Origin of the sequence: Microbacterium sp. M3, from assembly GCF_033548675.1 — a bacterium.
Taxonomy (GTDB): Bacteria; Actinomycetota; Actinomycetes; order Actinomycetales; family Microbacteriaceae; genus Microbacterium; species Microbacterium arthrosphaerae.
The window spans coordinates 116,816-131,830 of sequence record NZ_JAWTZT010000003.1 but is presented as its reverse complement, the minus strand read 5'-3'; the positions used below and the strand labels follow the sequence as shown (position 1 = coordinate 131,830).

Here is a 15,015-nt window from a genome sequence, read left to right as displayed (position 1 = left end):
CGTCAGCAGCTCACCCGGCCGTGCGACATCATGTCGTCGGGCGTGTCCTTGGTGACGAGCGCCTTCAGCATGCCCGCGGCGGCGACGATCTTGCCGTGCTTGGGCTCCCAGAACTCGCACTCGACGGGAGTGACGCGCAGCAGCACGATGCCGGGGGTGTCGAGCCCGTCCTCGAACCAGATGTCGAGGTCGGGGGAGTAGAGCTCCTTCATCTTCGCGTCGTCGCGGACGACCTCGGCACGCCCGGCCACCGAGACGTACCGGTGGCCCTTGGCGTCGAGGTACGACAGGCCCACGTCGTGCTGCGGATCGGCCTGCGACTCGGCGACCTTGGCGGTGCCGGCGAGCGTGAAGAACCAGATGTCGCCGGCGTCATCCATCTGCCGCGTGCTCATGGGACGGCTCACGAGATTGCCCGCAGGATCGCGCGTCGTCAGCATCGTGAAGTCGATGTCTTCCACGAGCTCCTTCACGCGGGCGATCGCCTCGGGACCGGTGACGAGATCTTCCTCTGTGTGCGTCATCCCGACAGCCTCGCCGCGCCTGGTCGCCGACGGCCAGCCTCTTGACACCGCGGATGCCGCGTCCTACCCCGGAACGGGCGCGCTCACATGCGGGCGAAGCGCGCGCGGGCGACGGTGAACGCCCCGTACGCGATCAGCCCGAGGCCCACGAGCCAGGCGAGGGCGGGACCCAGGGCGAGGTCGAGCAGGGCGTCCACGGCACCGTCCAGCCCGCCGGCGGTCTCGGCATCGGTGGCCACCCCCGCGATGACGAGCAGGACGCCCACGATCGCGAGCGCGACCCCCTTGGCCACGAAGCCGATGATCCCGAGCACCGTCACGCCGCGGCCGAGGCGCCCCTCAGGGATGCGCAGGCGCTTGCGGAAGCTGCGTCGCGCTCCCATGACGATGAAAGAGACGCCGCCGATCGCGATCCCCAGGCCGATGGCGGTGAGCAGGATCGGTCCGCCGGGGACCTGCAGCAGGCCGTGGCTGGCGTCCTCGGTGGTCTCTTCCGCATCGGGCCGGGCGCCCATCGCGACGGCGGCCGCGATGGCCCCGAGTGCGAGGAAGACGAGCGCCTGCCCCCACTCGGCGAGGCGGCGCCCCCACTTGCGCGCAGCCCCCTTCGCGTCGCCGGAGAGATCGCGGGCGAGGATGCTCTCCACGGCGTGCCACACGCCGAGCGCGCCGAGTCCGATCGCGATGAGCCACAGCACGATGAACCCGGCCGGGGCGCCCGCGACCGCCTTCATGGCCCCCGCCTGGTCGCCCTCGCCGTCGCCGCCGGACGCGACGACGAGCACGATGATGCCGATGAGCGCGTGCACGATGCCGTTCGCGACGTAGCCTGCCCGCGCCACCGTCTCGAAGACGGTGCTCGACTCCGCCTCGCGGGCGAGGTGCTTGGCGCTCGTCTTCACCTCCCTCACGCTAGGCCCCGCGCCGGCGGGGCGCAGGGGGTTGACGCGCAGCGCACGCGCTGCCACCCGCCGTTCCGCAGGCGCCCGGCGTCGTCGAGGCGGGTCGCGCCCACGGCGCGGCCACGGCGTCGGCACCTATCATGGGGCGGATGATCCGCGAGGGACGTCGACCGCCGGCGTCCGGCTGGAGCGTCGTCCCGCAGCTGGTGCGCGGCGCCCCGCCGGCCGTGCTCGTGGTCGTGGGCGCCCTCGCGCTGCTCGTGGGCTTGCTGATCGTCACGCGTCCGCTCACCTCGCTGCTGCTCCTCACCGTCTACGTCGGCCTCAGCGCGATCCTCTCCGGGCTCGCGCGCATGTTCGCCGCGCCGGAGTCGCCGAGATGGTCGCGCGTGGGCTTCGGTGCGATCTGGATCGGCCTCGGGCTCGCGGTCCTGCTCGGACTCGGCCGCACGCTCGAGCTGCTGCCCCAGATCATCGCGGTCCTGCTGCTCCTGGGCGGCCTCGCGTCGATCTACGACGCGATCGCCGGCGGCAGCGTGAGCGAACGGGTGCTCGCCGCGGTGTGGGCGGGCGCGCAGATCGTCTTCGGCATCCTGTCGTTCGCCTGGCCCGACGTGACCGTCCTCGTGGTCGCGGTGGTCTTCGGCGTGCGCACGACGGTGTTCGGCGCCACGCTGCTGGTGCGCGCCGTGCGGGCGTTCGTCGAGGGGCGGCGATCCGTGCCGGCGGTCGCGCACGGCACGGACGACGAGCAGCGGACGGATGCCGCGTCCTCCGCCGCCTCGACCCGCCCGGCTCGGTCGCCCCAGGGCCCGGCGCGGCGTGCGCTGCTCGCCGCGGGGCGGTACGCGCTGTCGGCCGTGCTCATCGCCCTGGCGATCGGAGGCTGGTGGGCCAACGCGTGGATCCAGGACGGCGCGCAGACCGTCGACGCGTTCTACGATCCCCCCGCCGTCGTGCCGTACGAGCACGGGCGCCTGATCCGCGTGGACGACTTCGCCGGTCAGCAGCCGCCCGGCGCCGACCTCCACCGGATCCTGTACACCACACGTGACGCCGTCGGCCAGCCGGCGGTGGCCAGTGCGCTCGTCGTGGTGCCGCAGGATCCTCCGCCCGGACCGCGGCCGGTCGTCTCGTGGAATCACGGCACGACCGGGGTCGCGCGTGGCTGCGCGCCCAGCCTGCGCGACGCGTCCGCCACGAAGTGGGCGATCCCCGGGCTCGACGAGGCCGTCGCCCGCGGGTGGGTGGTCGTGGCGTCGGACTACACCGGGCAGGGAGCCCCCGGGGTCTTCCCCTATCTGATCGGCCCGGGCGAGGCACGGTCGTCGCTCGACGCAGTGCGGGCGGCCCACGAGCTCGAGGGGCTCAAGCTGTCGAGCCGCACGGTGGTCTGGGGCCACTCGCAGGGCGGCCACGCCGCCCTGTGGACGTCGCAGATCGCCGACCAGTACGCGCCCGAGATCGACGTGCGCGGCACGGCGGTGCTCGCACCGGCCGCCGAGCCGGTCGAACTCGCCGAGGAGCTCACGAGCGGCGAGGCCAACGCGCTGCTGTCGATCCTCATCTCGTGGGTGCTGGTGCCGTACGCCGACACGTACGACGACGTCGACCTCACGCGCTACATCGCGCCCGGCTCGCAGGCGATCGTGCGCGAGATGACGCAGCGCTGCCCGTCCGAGCCCGGGGTGGTCGTGTCGGTCGCGACCGCGCTGGGCGTGTCGGAGGACCGCCCGCTCTACGTCGGCGACCTTACCGCCGGGCCCCTCGGCCGCCGGCTCGACGACAACACCCCGCGCGGCCCGTGGCAGCAGCCGCTCCTCGTCGCCTGGGGCGACGAGGACGAGGTCATCCCGCCGCACCTGCAGCAGCAGTTCGTCGACCGGCTGTGCGCGCAGGGCCAGCAGGTTCGCAGCCTCGAGTACCGCGGCTACGACCACCTGCAGACGCTCCTGCCCGGCTCCCACTTCGTGCCGGTGCTCCTCGACTGGACGGACGCACGGCTGCGCCGGGCCGACACCCACGTCGACGACTGCGGCGGCTGAGGCCGAGGCGGTCGCGCACCGGACTCCCAGCAGCGCGGGACGCGGCATCCGGTAATGTTGGAGGGTTCCGGCGCGCAGCGACGCGCCGGTGAGAGCTGAATACGGAGGCCACTGTGGACATCGATCTCGGACTGCTGCGGACTGTCGAGCGCGAGAAGGAGATCCCCTTCGACGAGCTCGTGCGGATCATCGAACAGGCGATCCTGACGGCGTACGCCAAGCACACCTCGCCGACCGGCGAGCTGCCCGAGGGGGCGCGCGCGGTGCTCGACCGCAAGACCGGTCACGTGGCGGTGTTCATCCCGCTGCTCGATGACGAGGGCGCCGTCGTCGGCGAAGAGGAGTCGACGCCCGAGGACTTCGGCCGCATCGCCGCCTTCGCCGCCAAGCAGGTCATCAGCCAGCGCCTGCGCGACATCGCCGACGACGCCGTCCTGGGCGAGTTCCGCGGCAAGGAGGGCGACATCGTCGCCGGTGTCGTGCAGCAGGGCCCGAACCCGCGCATGGTGCACGTCGACCTGGGCACCGTCGAGGCGATCCTGCCGCCCGAGGAGCAGGTGCCCGGCGAGGACTACGCGCACGGCGCGCGCCTGCGCGTGTATGTGACCTCGGTCGCCAAGGGCACCAAGGGGCCGCAGATCACCGTCTCGCGCACCCATCCCGGTCTGGTGCGCAAGCTGTTCGCGCTCGAGGTGCCGGAGATCCCGGCTGGCCTCGTCGAGATCGTCTCGCTCGCCCGCGAGGCGGGTCACCGCACGAAGATCGCGGTGAAGGCCAACGACCCGTCGATCAACGCCAAGGGCGCCTGCATCGGCGAGCTCGGCCGGCGGGTCCGCGCCGTCACCGAGGAGCTCGGCGGCGAGAAGATCGACATCGTCGACTACGACCCCGAGCTCGCGAAGTTCGTCGCGAACGCGCTGTCGCCGGCGAAGGTGACGTCGAGCTTCGTGCTGGATGCCTCGAACAAGGCCGTGCGCGCCCTCGTGCCCGACTACCAGCTGTCGCTGGCCATCGGCAAGGAGGGCCAGAACGCGCGCCTCGCCGCCAAGCTCACCGGCGCGAAGATCGACATCCAGCCCGACAGCATTCTTGAAGAGGGCTGACCCCGGGGCCGGTTCCCAGCCCGTCGGTGTCGAGAGGGGGTCCGGGGCCCATCGCCCCGGTGATAACATGGAACCTGTACGAACGTGCGTCGGATGCCGCACGCGTGCTCCCCGGTCCGCCCTCCTCAGGGTGGTCTCCATCGATTCCGTCCTCGTCGCTGACGAGCGCGCGTCGATGCCCGGAAGGGGTGCGTGGGTGCATCGGACCCCCGAGTGCATGGATACCGCCATCCGGCGCCGTGCCTTCGTGCGGGCATTGCGTGTGTCAGGCCCGCTTGACACGCAGACCATCGAAAAGCACATCCAGCGAAAAGGCTGAACGGCTATGGAAACAAAGTGAACGGCTCGAAATGAGACCCGTCCGCGACTAACGGTCTGCCCTGTCCGGGGTAGGCCCCAGACAGGAGAATTGTGGCTGGAAAACCACGCGTCCACGAGATCGCCTCGGAGCTCGGCGTCGACAGCAAGGTCGCGCTCGAGAAGCTGAAGGCCCTCGGCGAATACGTCAAGAGCCCCTCGTCCACCATCGAACCCCCGGTGGCGCGCAAGCTCCGCGCCGCCCTCGAGGCTGACGGCGCGAGCGCGTCCGGCGCCCCGGCGCCGGCCGCGGCGAAGCCCGCAGCCGCCGCGCCGAAGCCCGGTGCCTCGGCCGTCAAGCCCGGCCCCGCTGCCAAGCCCGGTCCGGCGCGTCCTGCCGCTCCGGCGGCTCCGGCGGCGCCCGCTTCCGCGGCACCTGCCGCTCCGGCTGCCAAGGCTCCGGCGGCTCCGGCCCCCGCCGCTCCGGCGGCACCCGCGGCCAAGGCGCCGGCCGCTCCGGCTGCGCCCGGTGCTCCGGCCGCCCCCGGTGCGCCCAAGCCCGGCCCCGCCGCCGCGACGCCGCAGCCGCCGCGTCCGGGCGGCACGCCGCGCCCCGGCAACAACCCCTTCGCGTCCTCGCAGGGCATGGGCCAGCGTCCCGCCGGACCGCGTCCGGGCAACAACCCGTTCGCCTCGGCGCAGGGCATGGGTCAGCGCCCGAGCCCCGGCAACATCCCGCGCCCGCAGGCTCCGCGCCCCGGCGCCCCGCGTCCCGGCGCCCCGCGCCCGGGTGGTGCGGGTCGTCCCGGCGGCGGCGGTCGTCCCGGTGCGCCGTTCCAGCAGCGTCCCGGCGGCCCCGGTCGTCCCGGCGGCGGCGGTGGCGGCTTCCAGCGTCCCGGTGCACCCGGTGCGGGCGCGCCCGGCGGCTTCGCCGGTCGTCCCGGCGGTGGCGGCGGCCGTGGCCGTGGGCCCGGCGGCGGCACCGCAGGTGCCTTCGGCAAGGGCGGCGGCAAGTCGAAGCAGCGCAAGTCGCGTCGCGCGAAGCGGCAGGAGTTCGAGATGCGGTCGGCGCCGGTCGTCGGCGGCGTCAACGTCTCGAAGGGCAACGGCGAGGTCATCCGGCTGCGCCGTGGCGCGTCGATCGCCGACTTCGCCGACAAGCTCGAGGCCCTGCGCGGGTACACCGTGCAGCCCGGCACCCTGGTGACGATCCTCTTCAACCTCGGCGAGATGGCCACGGCCACCGAGTCGCTCGATGAGGCGACCTTCGAGATCCTCGGCGAGGAGCTCGGTTACAAGATCCAGATGGTCTCGCCCGAGGACGAGGACAAGGAGCTCCTCGAGGGCTTCGGTCTCGACCTCGAGGCCGAGCTGGAGGCGGAGAGCGAGGACGACCTCGAGATCCGGCCTCCGGTCGTGACCGTCATGGGTCACGTCGACCACGGTAAGACGCGACTGCTCGACGCCATCCGCCAGACCAACGTGGTCGCGGGCGAGGCCGGCGGCATCACGCAGCACATCGGTGCGTACCAGGTCTGGACCGAGCACGAGGGCATCGAGCGTGCGATCACCTTCATCGACACCCCGGGTCACGAGGCGTTCACCGCCATGCGTGCCCGCGGTGCGCAGGTGACCGACCTCGCGATCCTCGTGGTCGCCGCCGACGACGGCATCATGCCGCAGACGGTGGAGGCGCTGAACCACGCCCAGGCGGCGAATGTGCCGATCGTGGTCGCGGTGAACAAGGTCGACAAGCCCGAAGCCAACCCGGCCAAGGTGCGCCAGCAGCTCACCGAGTACGGTCTGGTCGCCGAGGAGTACGGCGGCGACGTCATGTTCGTCGACGTGTCGGCGCGCCAGGGCACCAACATCCAGGAGCTCCTGGATGCGGTCCTGCTGACCGCGGACGCCGGTCTCGACCTCACGGCCAACCCGAACAAGGCGGCACGCGGTGTCGCGATCGAGGCGAAGCTTGACAAGGGCCGCGGTTCGGTCGCCACGGTGCTCATCCAGTCCGGAACGCTCCGGGTCGGCGACGCCATCGTGGCCGGCACCGCCTACGGCCGTGTCCGCGCCATGATCGACGAGAACGGCGACGCGGTCGAAGAGGCCTACCCGTCGCGTCCGGTGCAGGTGCAGGGTCTGAACAGCGTGCCGCGTGCCGGCGACGTGTTCATCGTCACCGAAGAGGACCGCATGGCCCGCCAGATCGCTGAGAAGCGTGAAGCGGTCGAGCGCAACGCTCAGCTGGCCAAGGCCCGCAAGCGCATCTCGCTCGAGGACTTCACCCGCGCTCTCGAAGAGGGCAAGGTCGAGTCGCTCAACCTCATCATCAAGGGCGACGTGTCGGGTGCCGTCGAGGCGCTCGAGGAGTCGCTCCTCAAGATCGAGGTCGACGACTCCGTCCAGCTGCGGATCATCCACCGCGGCGTCGGCGCGATCACCGAGTCCGACATCAACCTGGCGACGATCGACAACGCGATCGTCATCGGCTTCAACGTCCGTCCCGACACGAAGGCGCGCGAGCGCGCCGCCCGCGAGGGTGTGGACGTCCGGTTCTACTCGGTCATCTACAACGCGATCGACGACGTCGAGCAGTCGCTCAAGGGCCTGCTCAAGCCGGAGTTCGAAGAGGTCCAGTCGGGTGTCGCCGAGATCCGCGAGGTGTTCCGCTCCTCGAAGTTCGGCAACATCGCCGGTGTCATCGTCCGGTCGGGCACGATCACGCGCAACGCCAAGGCGCGCGTCATCCGCGACGGCGTGGTCATCGCCGACGGCCTGGCCATCGAGTCGCTGCGTCGCTTCAAGGACGACGTCACCGAGGTCCGCACGGACTTCGAGTGCGGTATCGGCCTCGGCAAGTACAACGACATCCAGGTGGGCGACGAGATCGAGACCACCGAGATGGTCGAGAAGCCCCGCGCGTAAGGTCGCGCACGTGAGGGGCGTCCTGCCAGCCAGGGCGTCCCTCACGCTTCGAAAGGAGCAACATCATGGCATCCGAACGTCAGGCACGCCTCGGTGACCGCATCCGCGTGATCCTCGCGGAACGGCTCGAGAAGGGGCTGCGCGACCCGCGGCTCGGATTCGTGACGATCACCGACGTCCGCGTGACCGGTGACCTGCAGCACGCCTCCGTGTTCTACACGGTGCTCGGCTCCGCCGAGGAACGTGAGGGGTCGGCCCAGGCGCTGAAGGCGGCCACCGGCATGCTGCGCTCGGAGGTGGGCAAGCAGCTCAACGTGCGGCTCACGCCGTCGCTGGAGTTCATCCTCGACGCGATCCCCGAGAACGCCGGTCACATCGAGGACCTGCTGCGCGAGGCCCGCGAGCGCGACCAGGCAGTGGCGGGGCTCGCCTCGTCGGCGACCTACGCCGGCGACGCCGACCCGTACGTCAAGCCGCGCGAGCTCGACGACGAAGACTGATCCGCGAGGATCCCGACGCCGCGACCGGTCCGCCGGTCGCGGCGTTCGTCGTCGGTGCGTCCGTCATGCCGGCAGACGCAGAAGACCGTCGGATGCCTCGGCCAGCCCGTCTGCGATCAGCGAGTCGATCGCGCGGTCGCGCTGCTGCGGATCAGGCCAGTCGGGGACGACCTCGAGCAGCGGCACGGCGTGGGAGGCGGCATCCCGCAGCGTCTTGAGCACTGCGCCGCGCACTTGACGATCGCTGCCCTCGTACTTCGCCTGCTTGCGGCGCTCGTCGCCGGTGTCGGGATACCCGGCCGCGCGCCACGCGCACCGGTCTCGGAGGGGGCAGGCGTCGCAGCGGGGGATGCGGGCGATGCACACCGTGGCGCCGAGCTCCATCGCGGCGGCGTTCACGACGGCCGCGGTCTCGACGTCGTCGGGGAGGATCGCCGTCATCGCCTCGAGGTCGCGCCGCGACGGCGGTCCGGGCTGCGATCGGCCGTCGATCGCGCGCGCCAGCACGCGCCGGGTGTTCGTGTCGACCACCGGGTGGCGGTCGCCGTACGCGAAGACGGCCACGGCGCGCGCCGTGTAGTCGCCGATGCCCGTCAGCGCGAGGAGCGCGTCGACGTCGCGCGGGACGACGCCGTCGTGCCGATCGCGGATCTCGACGGCGGCGCGGTGCAGCCACAGCGCCCGGCGCGGATACCCCAGGTTCGCCCACTGCCGCACCGCGTCGGCCGGCGGCGCCGCCGCGAGGTCGGCGGGTGTGGGCCACCGTTCCAGCCACGCCTCCAGGTGGGGGATGACCCGGTTCACCGGCGTCTGCTGCAGCATGAACTCGCTGACCAGCACGCCCCACGCGCCGAACCCGGGCCGCCGCCACGGCAGGTCGCGCGCGTTCTCCCGGTACCACTCGACGAGCGGCGCGGCGAGTTCTGGCACGCGCTCCAGCCTATGCGGCCCGCGGCCGGTGTTCCCCGCTGCGGATCAGCGGCCATCTGCGCACGCGAGGACGATAGGGCTGCGGCCATCCTCGGCTCCGCAGATGTCCGCTGGTGCGAAGGCGGTCGCCCCTCCTCCCCAGGGGCCTCAGAGTCCGGGTTGTCCTCGGATCGCGTGCGCGCCGCGGTTTCGGGTAACGACCGGCGGAAGACTTTCCCGATGACATGGACAGCGGATGCCGGAAGCCCGGTCCTGCGGCGGCTTGTGGCGCGCACCGCGACGCTGCTGGACCAAGGATGGACCCGGCATGCGATCGCGGTCGCCGTCACGAACGGCCAGCTCGTGCGGGTGAAGAAAGGCTGGGTGGCGACGCCCGATGCCGATCCCGTCCTCGTGTCGGCTGCCAGGGACGGCGTCGTCCTCACCTGCGTCACGCAGGCGCACCGGCTCGGCCTATGGGTGCTCCACGAGGGCGGCCCGCACGTGGCCGCGCCGCACAACTCCGGGGCGGTGCGAGCGAGGAGCGCGCATGTGCACTGGGCGAGACCGCCGGTGCCGCGGCATCCCGATTCGCTGGAGGACCCGATCGAGAACGTGCTGGTGATCGCAGCCGGCTGCCAGCCCTATGAGCGTGCGCTGGCCATGTGGGAGTCCGCACTGAACCGATCGCTGGTCGACCGCGACACCCTCCGGGGTCTCCGACTCGGGCCCGCTGCGCGTCGGCTCATCGACGAAGCCGTGCCATGGCGCGATTCCGGGCTCGAGTCCTTCGTGCCGCCGCGGCTGAGATGGATGCGGTTGCCGGTACGCTCCCAGATCTGGATCGCGGGCCGACCGGTGGACTTTCTCATCGGAGAACGGTTGGTGCTCCAGATCGACGGCGGCACGCACGTCGGCGCGCAACGCGAGAAGGACATCGCTCACGACGCGCGACTCATGCTCATGGGCTACCACGTGATCCGTGTGGGCTACAGCCAGGTCGTGCACCGCTGGCCGGAGGTCCAGGATCTCATCACCCGCGCGGTGGCGCAGGGGCTCCACCGGGCGCGGTGAAGACTGCGCCGCGGCGGCCGCCCAGCACCGCTCTTCATACCAGCGGCCATCTGCGCACGCGAGGACGCTTCGTGCCCAAGACTCCTCTCGTGTGCAGATGACCTCGAATCTGCTGGCCAGACGACGCCGGTCGCCGCGACGGGCCGGGCGCTGCGCGCGCCGTAGGCTGGGAGCATGCGCCTTCCCGTCACGCCGACCACGACGCTGTGGCGGGAGCTGCGGGACCGCGTCCGGCGGCGCTACGCGGCGGGGCGGGTCGTCGTGGCCGTGGACGGCCTCGACGGAGCGGGCAAGTCGGTGTTCGCCGACGGGCTCGCCGAGGTGTTCGCAGAGACCGGCGACGCCGTGTTCCGGGCGAGCATCGACGGCTTCCACCGGCCCCGCGCCGAGCGCTACGCGCGCGGCCGCCACGACGCCGTGGGTTTCTACCGCGACTCGTACGACTACGCCACGTTCCGGCGGGTGCTGCTCGACCCGTTCCGCGACGGCGCCCAGACCGCCGGCACGACGGGATTCCAGCTCGCCGCGTTCGACGTCGCGCGCGACGCGCCCGTGGAGTCGCAGTGGGTCACCGCGCCGATCGACGCCGTGCTCGTCGTCGACGGCATCTTCCTCCACCGCCGCGAGCTGCGCGATCTCTGGGACTGGTCGGTCTGGCTCGACGTCCCCTTCGACATCACGTTCGGGCGCATGGCCATGCGGGACGGCTCCGACCCCGATCCCGACGCTCCCGCCAACGCCCGCTACCGGCAGGGACAGGAGCTCTACCTGAGCGACGCGCGGCCGCGGGAAGAGGCATCCCTCATCGTCGACAACACCGATCTCGGCCACCCGCGGATCGTGGGGCGCAGCTGATGGCGGCACCGGGACTCCTGCTCGTCGACAAGCCGGGCGGCATCACCTCGCACGACGTCGTCGCCCGTGCGCGGCGCGCGCTCGGCACGCGCAAGATCGGCCACGCGGGCACCCTCGACCCGATGGCGACCGGCCTGCTGGTGCTCGGCGTCGAGGGCGCCACGCGCCTGCTGACGTTCGTCGTCGGACTCGACAAGACCTACGAGGCCACCATCCGGCTCGGGGTGGCGACCGACACCGACGACGCCGAGGGCGCGGTCGTGGCGGTGACGGATGCCTCGTCCCTCGCCTCGTCCGCCATCGCCGAGGCCATCGGGGCGCTGACCGGCCGCATCTCGCAGGTGCCTAGCACGTACTCGGCCATCAAGGTCGACGGGCGCCGGGCCTACGACCTCGCACGGGCGGGGGAGGACGTGCAGCTGAAGGCGCGGGAGGTCACCGTCTCGAGGTTCGACATCGTCGCCGAGCGGCGGCTGCCGGCCGCCGCGGCGCCCGCACCCGACGCGGCGGCGACCGGGGGAGTCGTCGAGCTCGACGTCGTCGTCGACTGCTCGAGCGGGACGTACATCCGCTCGCTCGCCCGCGATCTGGGGATGGCGCTGGGCGTCGGCGGCCATCTGACCGCGCTCCGCCGCACGCGCATCGGGCCGTTCGCCGTCGCCGAGGCCGCCGCGGTCGACGCGCTCGCCGACGCGCCGCTGCTCGAGCCGGCGGCTGCGGCAACCGCCGTCCTGGGTCGCTTCGACGTGACCGCCGACGAGGCGCGCGACCTGCGCCACGGCAAGCGGCTGCGGGGCGCGGCGACGCGCCTCGCCCAGAGCCCGACCGCCGCCGTCGATCCCGACGGACGGCTGGTGGGCATCGTCGAGCGCCGCGGCGACGACGTCAAGAGCGCCATGAACATGCCCGAGGAGGCGTCCCGATGATCCTGTGGTTCACGATCGCGCAGGTCGTCGTCGCCGTCGCCGCCGGTCTGTTCTGCGTCATCGCCGGACTCGCCGGCCGGCGCCCGAGCGACTGGACCGTCGGCTCGCTGGCTCTGGTCGAACTGCTCCTGCTGGTGCAGGTCGTGATCGCGATCGTGGCGCCGTTCGCCGGCAACCCGCCCTCGGGGAGCCTGCTGGAGTTCTGGGTGTACCTGGTGTCGGCGGTGCTGCTGCCGTTCGCCGCCGTCGCCTGGGCGCTGCTGGAGCGCAGCCGCTGGAGCACCGTCATCATGGGGATCGCCGCCCTGTCGATCGCCGTCATGGTGTGGCGCATGCAGGTGATCTGGACGATCCAGGTCGCGTAGCGGAACTAAACTCGTCTGGTTATGTCGACCTCCGCCCGCCCCCGCATGACCGGCATCGGCCGCGTGCTCGTGATCGTGTACGCGATCATGGCGCTCGGCGCCACCGGTCGCTCCTTCGTGCAGATCGTCGAGCGGTTCGACGAGGCACCCCTCGCGTACACGCTGTCGGCGCTGTCGGCCGTGGTCTACATCGTCGCCACGCTCGCGCTGGTGTTCGCCGGACGCCGCGGCTGGTACGTCGTGGCGTGGGTCGCCATCGTCTTCGAGCTGGTCGGCGTCCTGGTGATCGGCACCCTGAGTCTCGTGCTGCCCGAGCTGTTCGCCCACCCGACGGTGTGGTCGTGGTTCGGCATGGGCTATCTGTTCGTGCCGCTCGTGCTGCCCTTCCTCGGCCTCTGGTGGCTCGCGACCCACCGGCCCACCGCCGACACCCCGGCGCCCGCGCCCACGGCGGTGGCGTCGTGATCGTCTTCCGCGACCCGAGCGAGGTGCCCGCCGGCTTCGGCCCCTCGGTGGTGGCGATCGGCAAGTTCGACGGCGTGCACTCCGGTCATCGCGCGGTCATCGATCGGGCGAGGGTGGATGCCGCAGCCTCGGGCGCGCGGGTCGTGGCGGTCACGTTCGACCGCAACCCGCTGGCGCTGCTGCGCCCGGAGATCTGCCCTGACAGCCTCGTCGGCGTCGACCAGAAGCTGCGCCTGCTCGCGGACGCCGGCGTGGATGCCACGCTCATGCTCACGTTCGACCGCGCGCTCGCCGACCTCGGCGCGCGGGAGTTCGTCGAGCACGTGCTGGTCGGAGCGCTGGGCGTGCGGATCGTGATGGTGGGCTCGGACTTCCGGTTCGGCCGCGGGGGAGCGGGCAACCCCGACCTGCTCCGTGAGCTCGGCCCCGAGTTCGGCTTCGAGGTCGACGTCGTCGACGATGTGCGCGCGATCGACGCCGGGCGGCGGGTGTCGTCGACCTGGGTGCGGGAGGTCCTCGAGCAGGGCGACGTGGCGGCGGCGACGCGACTGCTCGGCCGGCACCACGCGGTGCGCGGGGAGGTCGTGCACGGACTCCAGCGCGGGCGTGAGCTCGGATTCCCGACGGCGAACCTCGGCGCCGACCTCGAGGGCTTCGTGCCCGCCGAGGGCGTCTACGCCGGCTGGCTCGTGGATGAGGGCGCGCCCGGGGAAGCGGCATCCGAACCGCGCAGCAGCGTGCGCTACCCGGCGGCCATCAGCGTGGGAACGAACCCCACGTTCGACGACGTCGAGGTGCGCCAGGTCGAGGCGTACGTGCTCGACGAGACCGATCTCGACCTGTATCACCACGTCGTCGAGATCGAGTTCGTGGCGCGGATCCGCGGCATGGTGGCGTTCGACGGCATCGATCCGCTCATCGCGCAGATGACCGACGACATCGTGCGCGTGCGGGGCGAGCTGTCCTGAGCCGCCGATAGGCGTCGGCCACTGCTGCCGCTGCGGGCCTGAGGGCCGGCCGCGGATGCGTGCGCCCAGGCCGCGTGCTCATGTGAGCAATCTTCGTGCAGATGTTGGCGCCGGCGCCGGGGGTGTGTCAGCCTGGAAGCGTCGAAGGGAGGAACGTGGACGCCGTCGACGAACTTCTCTCGATCCGGGCCGCCGAGCTCTACTACGAGGAGAACCTCACGCAGGAGGAGATCGGCCGCAGCCTCCAGATCACCCGCTGGAAGGTGGGTCGCCTGCTCACGCAGGCGAAGGAGGAGGGCTTCGTCCGCATCGAGATCCTCCACTCCCGCGCACGTCGCCCGCAGCTCGAGCGGCGCCTCCGCGACGAGCGTGAGCTGACGGACGCGGTCGTCGTCTCCCGTGCCGGTGTGCGCAACGAGGACGAGCTGCAGCAGCGCGTCGCCCAGGCCGCGGCGGACTACCTCGCGACGCTCCATCCCCGGCCCCGCGTGCTCGGGCTCAGCTGGGGGCGCACGCTCGCCGACGTCGCGCACCATCTGCGCGACGGCTGGTCGACAGCCACCGACGTCGTGCAGATCAACGGCGGCGTCAGCATGAGCCAGCGCCCGGGCACCGCCGCCGCCACCGCGGTGAGCATCGCGCAGAAGGGCGGTGGCGCCGCGGCGCTGCTGCCGAGCCCCGCGATCCTCGAGCAGCGCGCCACCAAGGAGGCGATCGAGGCCGACCGGGTCGTCGCGCGCGTGCTGGGCGCCGCGCGTTCGGCCGACGCGTACCTCTTCAGCGCCGGCGCCGCCGATCACCGCTCGGTCCACGTCGACAGCGGCTACCTGTCGCCGGCCGACATCGACCGCCTCGTCGCCTCCGGCGCCGTGGGCGACGTGCTCGGCCGCTACATCGACGCCGACGGCCGCATCGTCGACCGCGAGCTCGACGCCCGCACCGTCGGCCTGTCGCTCGACGAGCTGCGCCGTGCCGACGTCGCGATCGCCGCGATCGCGGGCGAGGCCAAGCGCGCCGTCGCCGCAGCGGTCGTCGGATCGGGCCTGTGCACCGTCCTCGTCACCGACGAGTCCACCGCCCACCACCTGCTCGACGGCTGAGCCGCGGGCCGCGGCATCCGTCCCCTCACGAACCCTCACAGAAAGCGGTCATGA

15 protein-coding genes are annotated in these 15,015 nt (G+C 72.1%); 12 read left to right on the top strand and 3 right to left on the bottom strand.

Going from position 1 to position 15,015, the window contains the following annotated elements:
* Nucleotides 1-2: 2 nt before the first annotated feature.
* Together R8Z57_RS10395 and R8Z57_RS10390 are read right to left on the bottom strand one after the other, a co-directional pair.
* Entirely contained in the window at nucleotides 3-524 is a 522-nt protein-coding gene (locus R8Z57_RS10395) for a pyridoxamine 5'-phosphate oxidase family protein (protein WP_318353697.1), read from the bottom strand.
* Nucleotides 525-607: 83 nt separating this feature from the next.
* On the bottom strand, nucleotides 608-1,426 hold the full coding sequence (locus tag R8Z57_RS10390) for a DUF1206 domain-containing protein (protein ID WP_318353696.1): 819 nt from the start codon (nucleotides 1,424-1,426) through the stop codon (nucleotides 608-610).
* Nucleotides 1,427-1,575: 149 nt separating this feature from the next.
* Here R8Z57_RS10390 and R8Z57_RS10385 point away from each other — a divergent pair, with 149 nt between their 5' ends.
* From R8Z57_RS10385 to rbfA, 5 genes are all read left to right on the top strand, one after another.
* Nucleotides 1,576-3,471, top strand: coding sequence for a lipase family protein (locus tag R8Z57_RS10385; RefSeq protein ID WP_318353695.1), 1,896 nt, complete (start codon nucleotides 1,576-1,578; stop codon nucleotides 3,469-3,471).
* 113 nt (nucleotides 3,472-3,584) lie between these two features.
* Nucleotides 3,585-4,574: a transcription termination factor NusA gene (nusA, locus tag R8Z57_RS10380; RefSeq protein ID WP_318353694.1), complete on the top strand. Its 990-nt coding sequence runs from the start codon at nucleotides 3,585-3,587 to the stop codon at nucleotides 4,572-4,574.
* Between the two features lie 67 nt (nucleotides 4,575-4,641).
* A complete protein-coding gene (locus R8Z57_RS10375; protein WP_318353693.1) occupies nucleotides 4,642-4,893 on the top strand; it encodes a YlxR family protein in 252 nt (83 codons plus the stop codon).
* Nucleotides 4,894-4,985: 92 nt separating this feature from the next.
* Complete coding sequence (gene infB / locus R8Z57_RS10370; protein WP_318353692.1) at nucleotides 4,986-7,799, top strand: translation initiation factor IF-2; 2,814 nt, start codon at nucleotides 4,986-4,988, stop codon at nucleotides 7,797-7,799.
* Between the two features lie 65 nt (nucleotides 7,800-7,864).
* Nucleotides 7,865-8,299 (top strand): 30S ribosome-binding factor RbfA, encoded by a 435-nt coding sequence (gene rbfA / locus R8Z57_RS10365; protein ID WP_318353691.1) that lies wholly within the window; start codon nucleotides 7,865-7,867, stop codon nucleotides 8,297-8,299.
* Nucleotides 8,300-8,362: 63 nt separating this feature from the next.
* Here rbfA and R8Z57_RS10360 read toward each other — a convergent pair whose 3' ends face one another.
* Nucleotides 8,363-9,229, bottom strand: a complete 867-nt coding sequence (locus R8Z57_RS10360) for an A/G-specific adenine glycosylase (RefSeq protein ID WP_318353690.1) — start codon at nucleotides 9,227-9,229, stop codon at nucleotides 8,363-8,365.
* Between the two features lie 264 nt (nucleotides 9,230-9,493).
* Here R8Z57_RS10360 and R8Z57_RS10355 point away from each other — a divergent pair, with 264 nt between their 5' ends.
* From R8Z57_RS10355 to R8Z57_RS10325, 7 genes are all read left to right on the top strand, one after another.
* Nucleotides 9,494-10,282, top strand: a complete 789-nt coding sequence (locus R8Z57_RS10355; RefSeq protein ID WP_318353689.1) for an endonuclease domain-containing protein — start codon at nucleotides 9,494-9,496, stop codon at nucleotides 10,280-10,282.
* 174 nt (nucleotides 10,283-10,456) lie between these two features.
* Nucleotides 10,457-11,137, top strand: coding sequence for a uridine kinase (locus R8Z57_RS10350; RefSeq protein WP_318353688.1), 681 nt, complete (start codon nucleotides 10,457-10,459; stop codon nucleotides 11,135-11,137).
* Nucleotides 11,137-12,063, top strand: a complete 927-nt coding sequence (gene truB / locus R8Z57_RS10345; RefSeq protein ID WP_318353687.1) for a tRNA pseudouridine(55) synthase TruB — start codon at nucleotides 11,137-11,139, stop codon at nucleotides 12,061-12,063. Before R8Z57_RS10350 ends, truB begins: the two co-directional genes overlap by 1 nt.
* Nucleotides 12,060-12,428: a hypothetical protein gene (locus R8Z57_RS10340; RefSeq protein ID WP_318353686.1), complete on the top strand. Its 369-nt coding sequence runs from the start codon at nucleotides 12,060-12,062 to the stop codon at nucleotides 12,426-12,428. The genes truB and R8Z57_RS10340 overlap by 4 nt, the downstream gene beginning before the upstream one ends.
* Nucleotides 12,429-12,449: 21 nt before the next feature.
* Nucleotides 12,450-12,893 (top strand): hypothetical protein, encoded by a 444-nt coding sequence (locus R8Z57_RS10335; RefSeq protein WP_318353685.1) that lies wholly within the window; start codon nucleotides 12,450-12,452, stop codon nucleotides 12,891-12,893.
* Nucleotides 12,890-13,861 (top strand): bifunctional riboflavin kinase/FAD synthetase, encoded by a 972-nt coding sequence (locus R8Z57_RS10330; protein WP_318353684.1) that lies wholly within the window; start codon nucleotides 12,890-12,892, stop codon nucleotides 13,859-13,861. Before R8Z57_RS10335 ends, R8Z57_RS10330 begins: the two co-directional genes overlap by 4 nt.
* A 155-nt stretch (nucleotides 13,862-14,016) precedes the next feature.
* Nucleotides 14,017-14,961: a sugar-binding transcriptional regulator gene (locus R8Z57_RS10325; RefSeq protein ID WP_318353683.1), complete on the top strand. Its 945-nt coding sequence runs from the start codon at nucleotides 14,017-14,019 to the stop codon at nucleotides 14,959-14,961.
* The last annotated feature ends 54 nt before the right edge of the window (nucleotides 14,962-15,015 follow it).

Bases quoted from the DNA above. Each gene is read 5' to 3' on its own strand.
- R8Z57_RS10395 (WP_318353697.1), bottom strand. From the start codon at position 524: ATGACGCACACAGAGGAAGATCTCGTCACCGGTCCCGAGGCGATCGCC.
- R8Z57_RS10385 (WP_318353695.1), top strand. From the start codon at position 1,576: ATGATCCGCGAGGGACGTCGACCGCCGGCGTCCGGCTGGAGCGTCGTC.
- R8Z57_RS10375 (WP_318353693.1), top strand. From the start codon at position 4,642: ATGGAACCTGTACGAACGTGCGTCGGATGCCGCACGCGTGCTCCCCGG.
- rbfA (WP_318353691.1), top strand. From the start codon at position 7,865: ATGGCATCCGAACGTCAGGCACGCCTCGGTGACCGCATCCGCGTGATC.
- R8Z57_RS10350 (WP_318353688.1), top strand. From the start codon at position 10,457: ATGCGCCTTCCCGTCACGCCGACCACGACGCTGTGGCGGGAGCTGCGG.
- truB (WP_318353687.1), top strand. From the start codon at position 11,137: ATGGCGGCACCGGGACTCCTGCTCGTCGACAAGCCGGGCGGCATCACC.
- R8Z57_RS10340 (WP_318353686.1), top strand. From the start codon at position 12,060: ATGATCCTGTGGTTCACGATCGCGCAGGTCGTCGTCGCCGTCGCCGCC.
- R8Z57_RS10335 (WP_318353685.1), top strand. From the start codon at position 12,450: ATGTCGACCTCCGCCCGCCCCCGCATGACCGGCATCGGCCGCGTGCTC.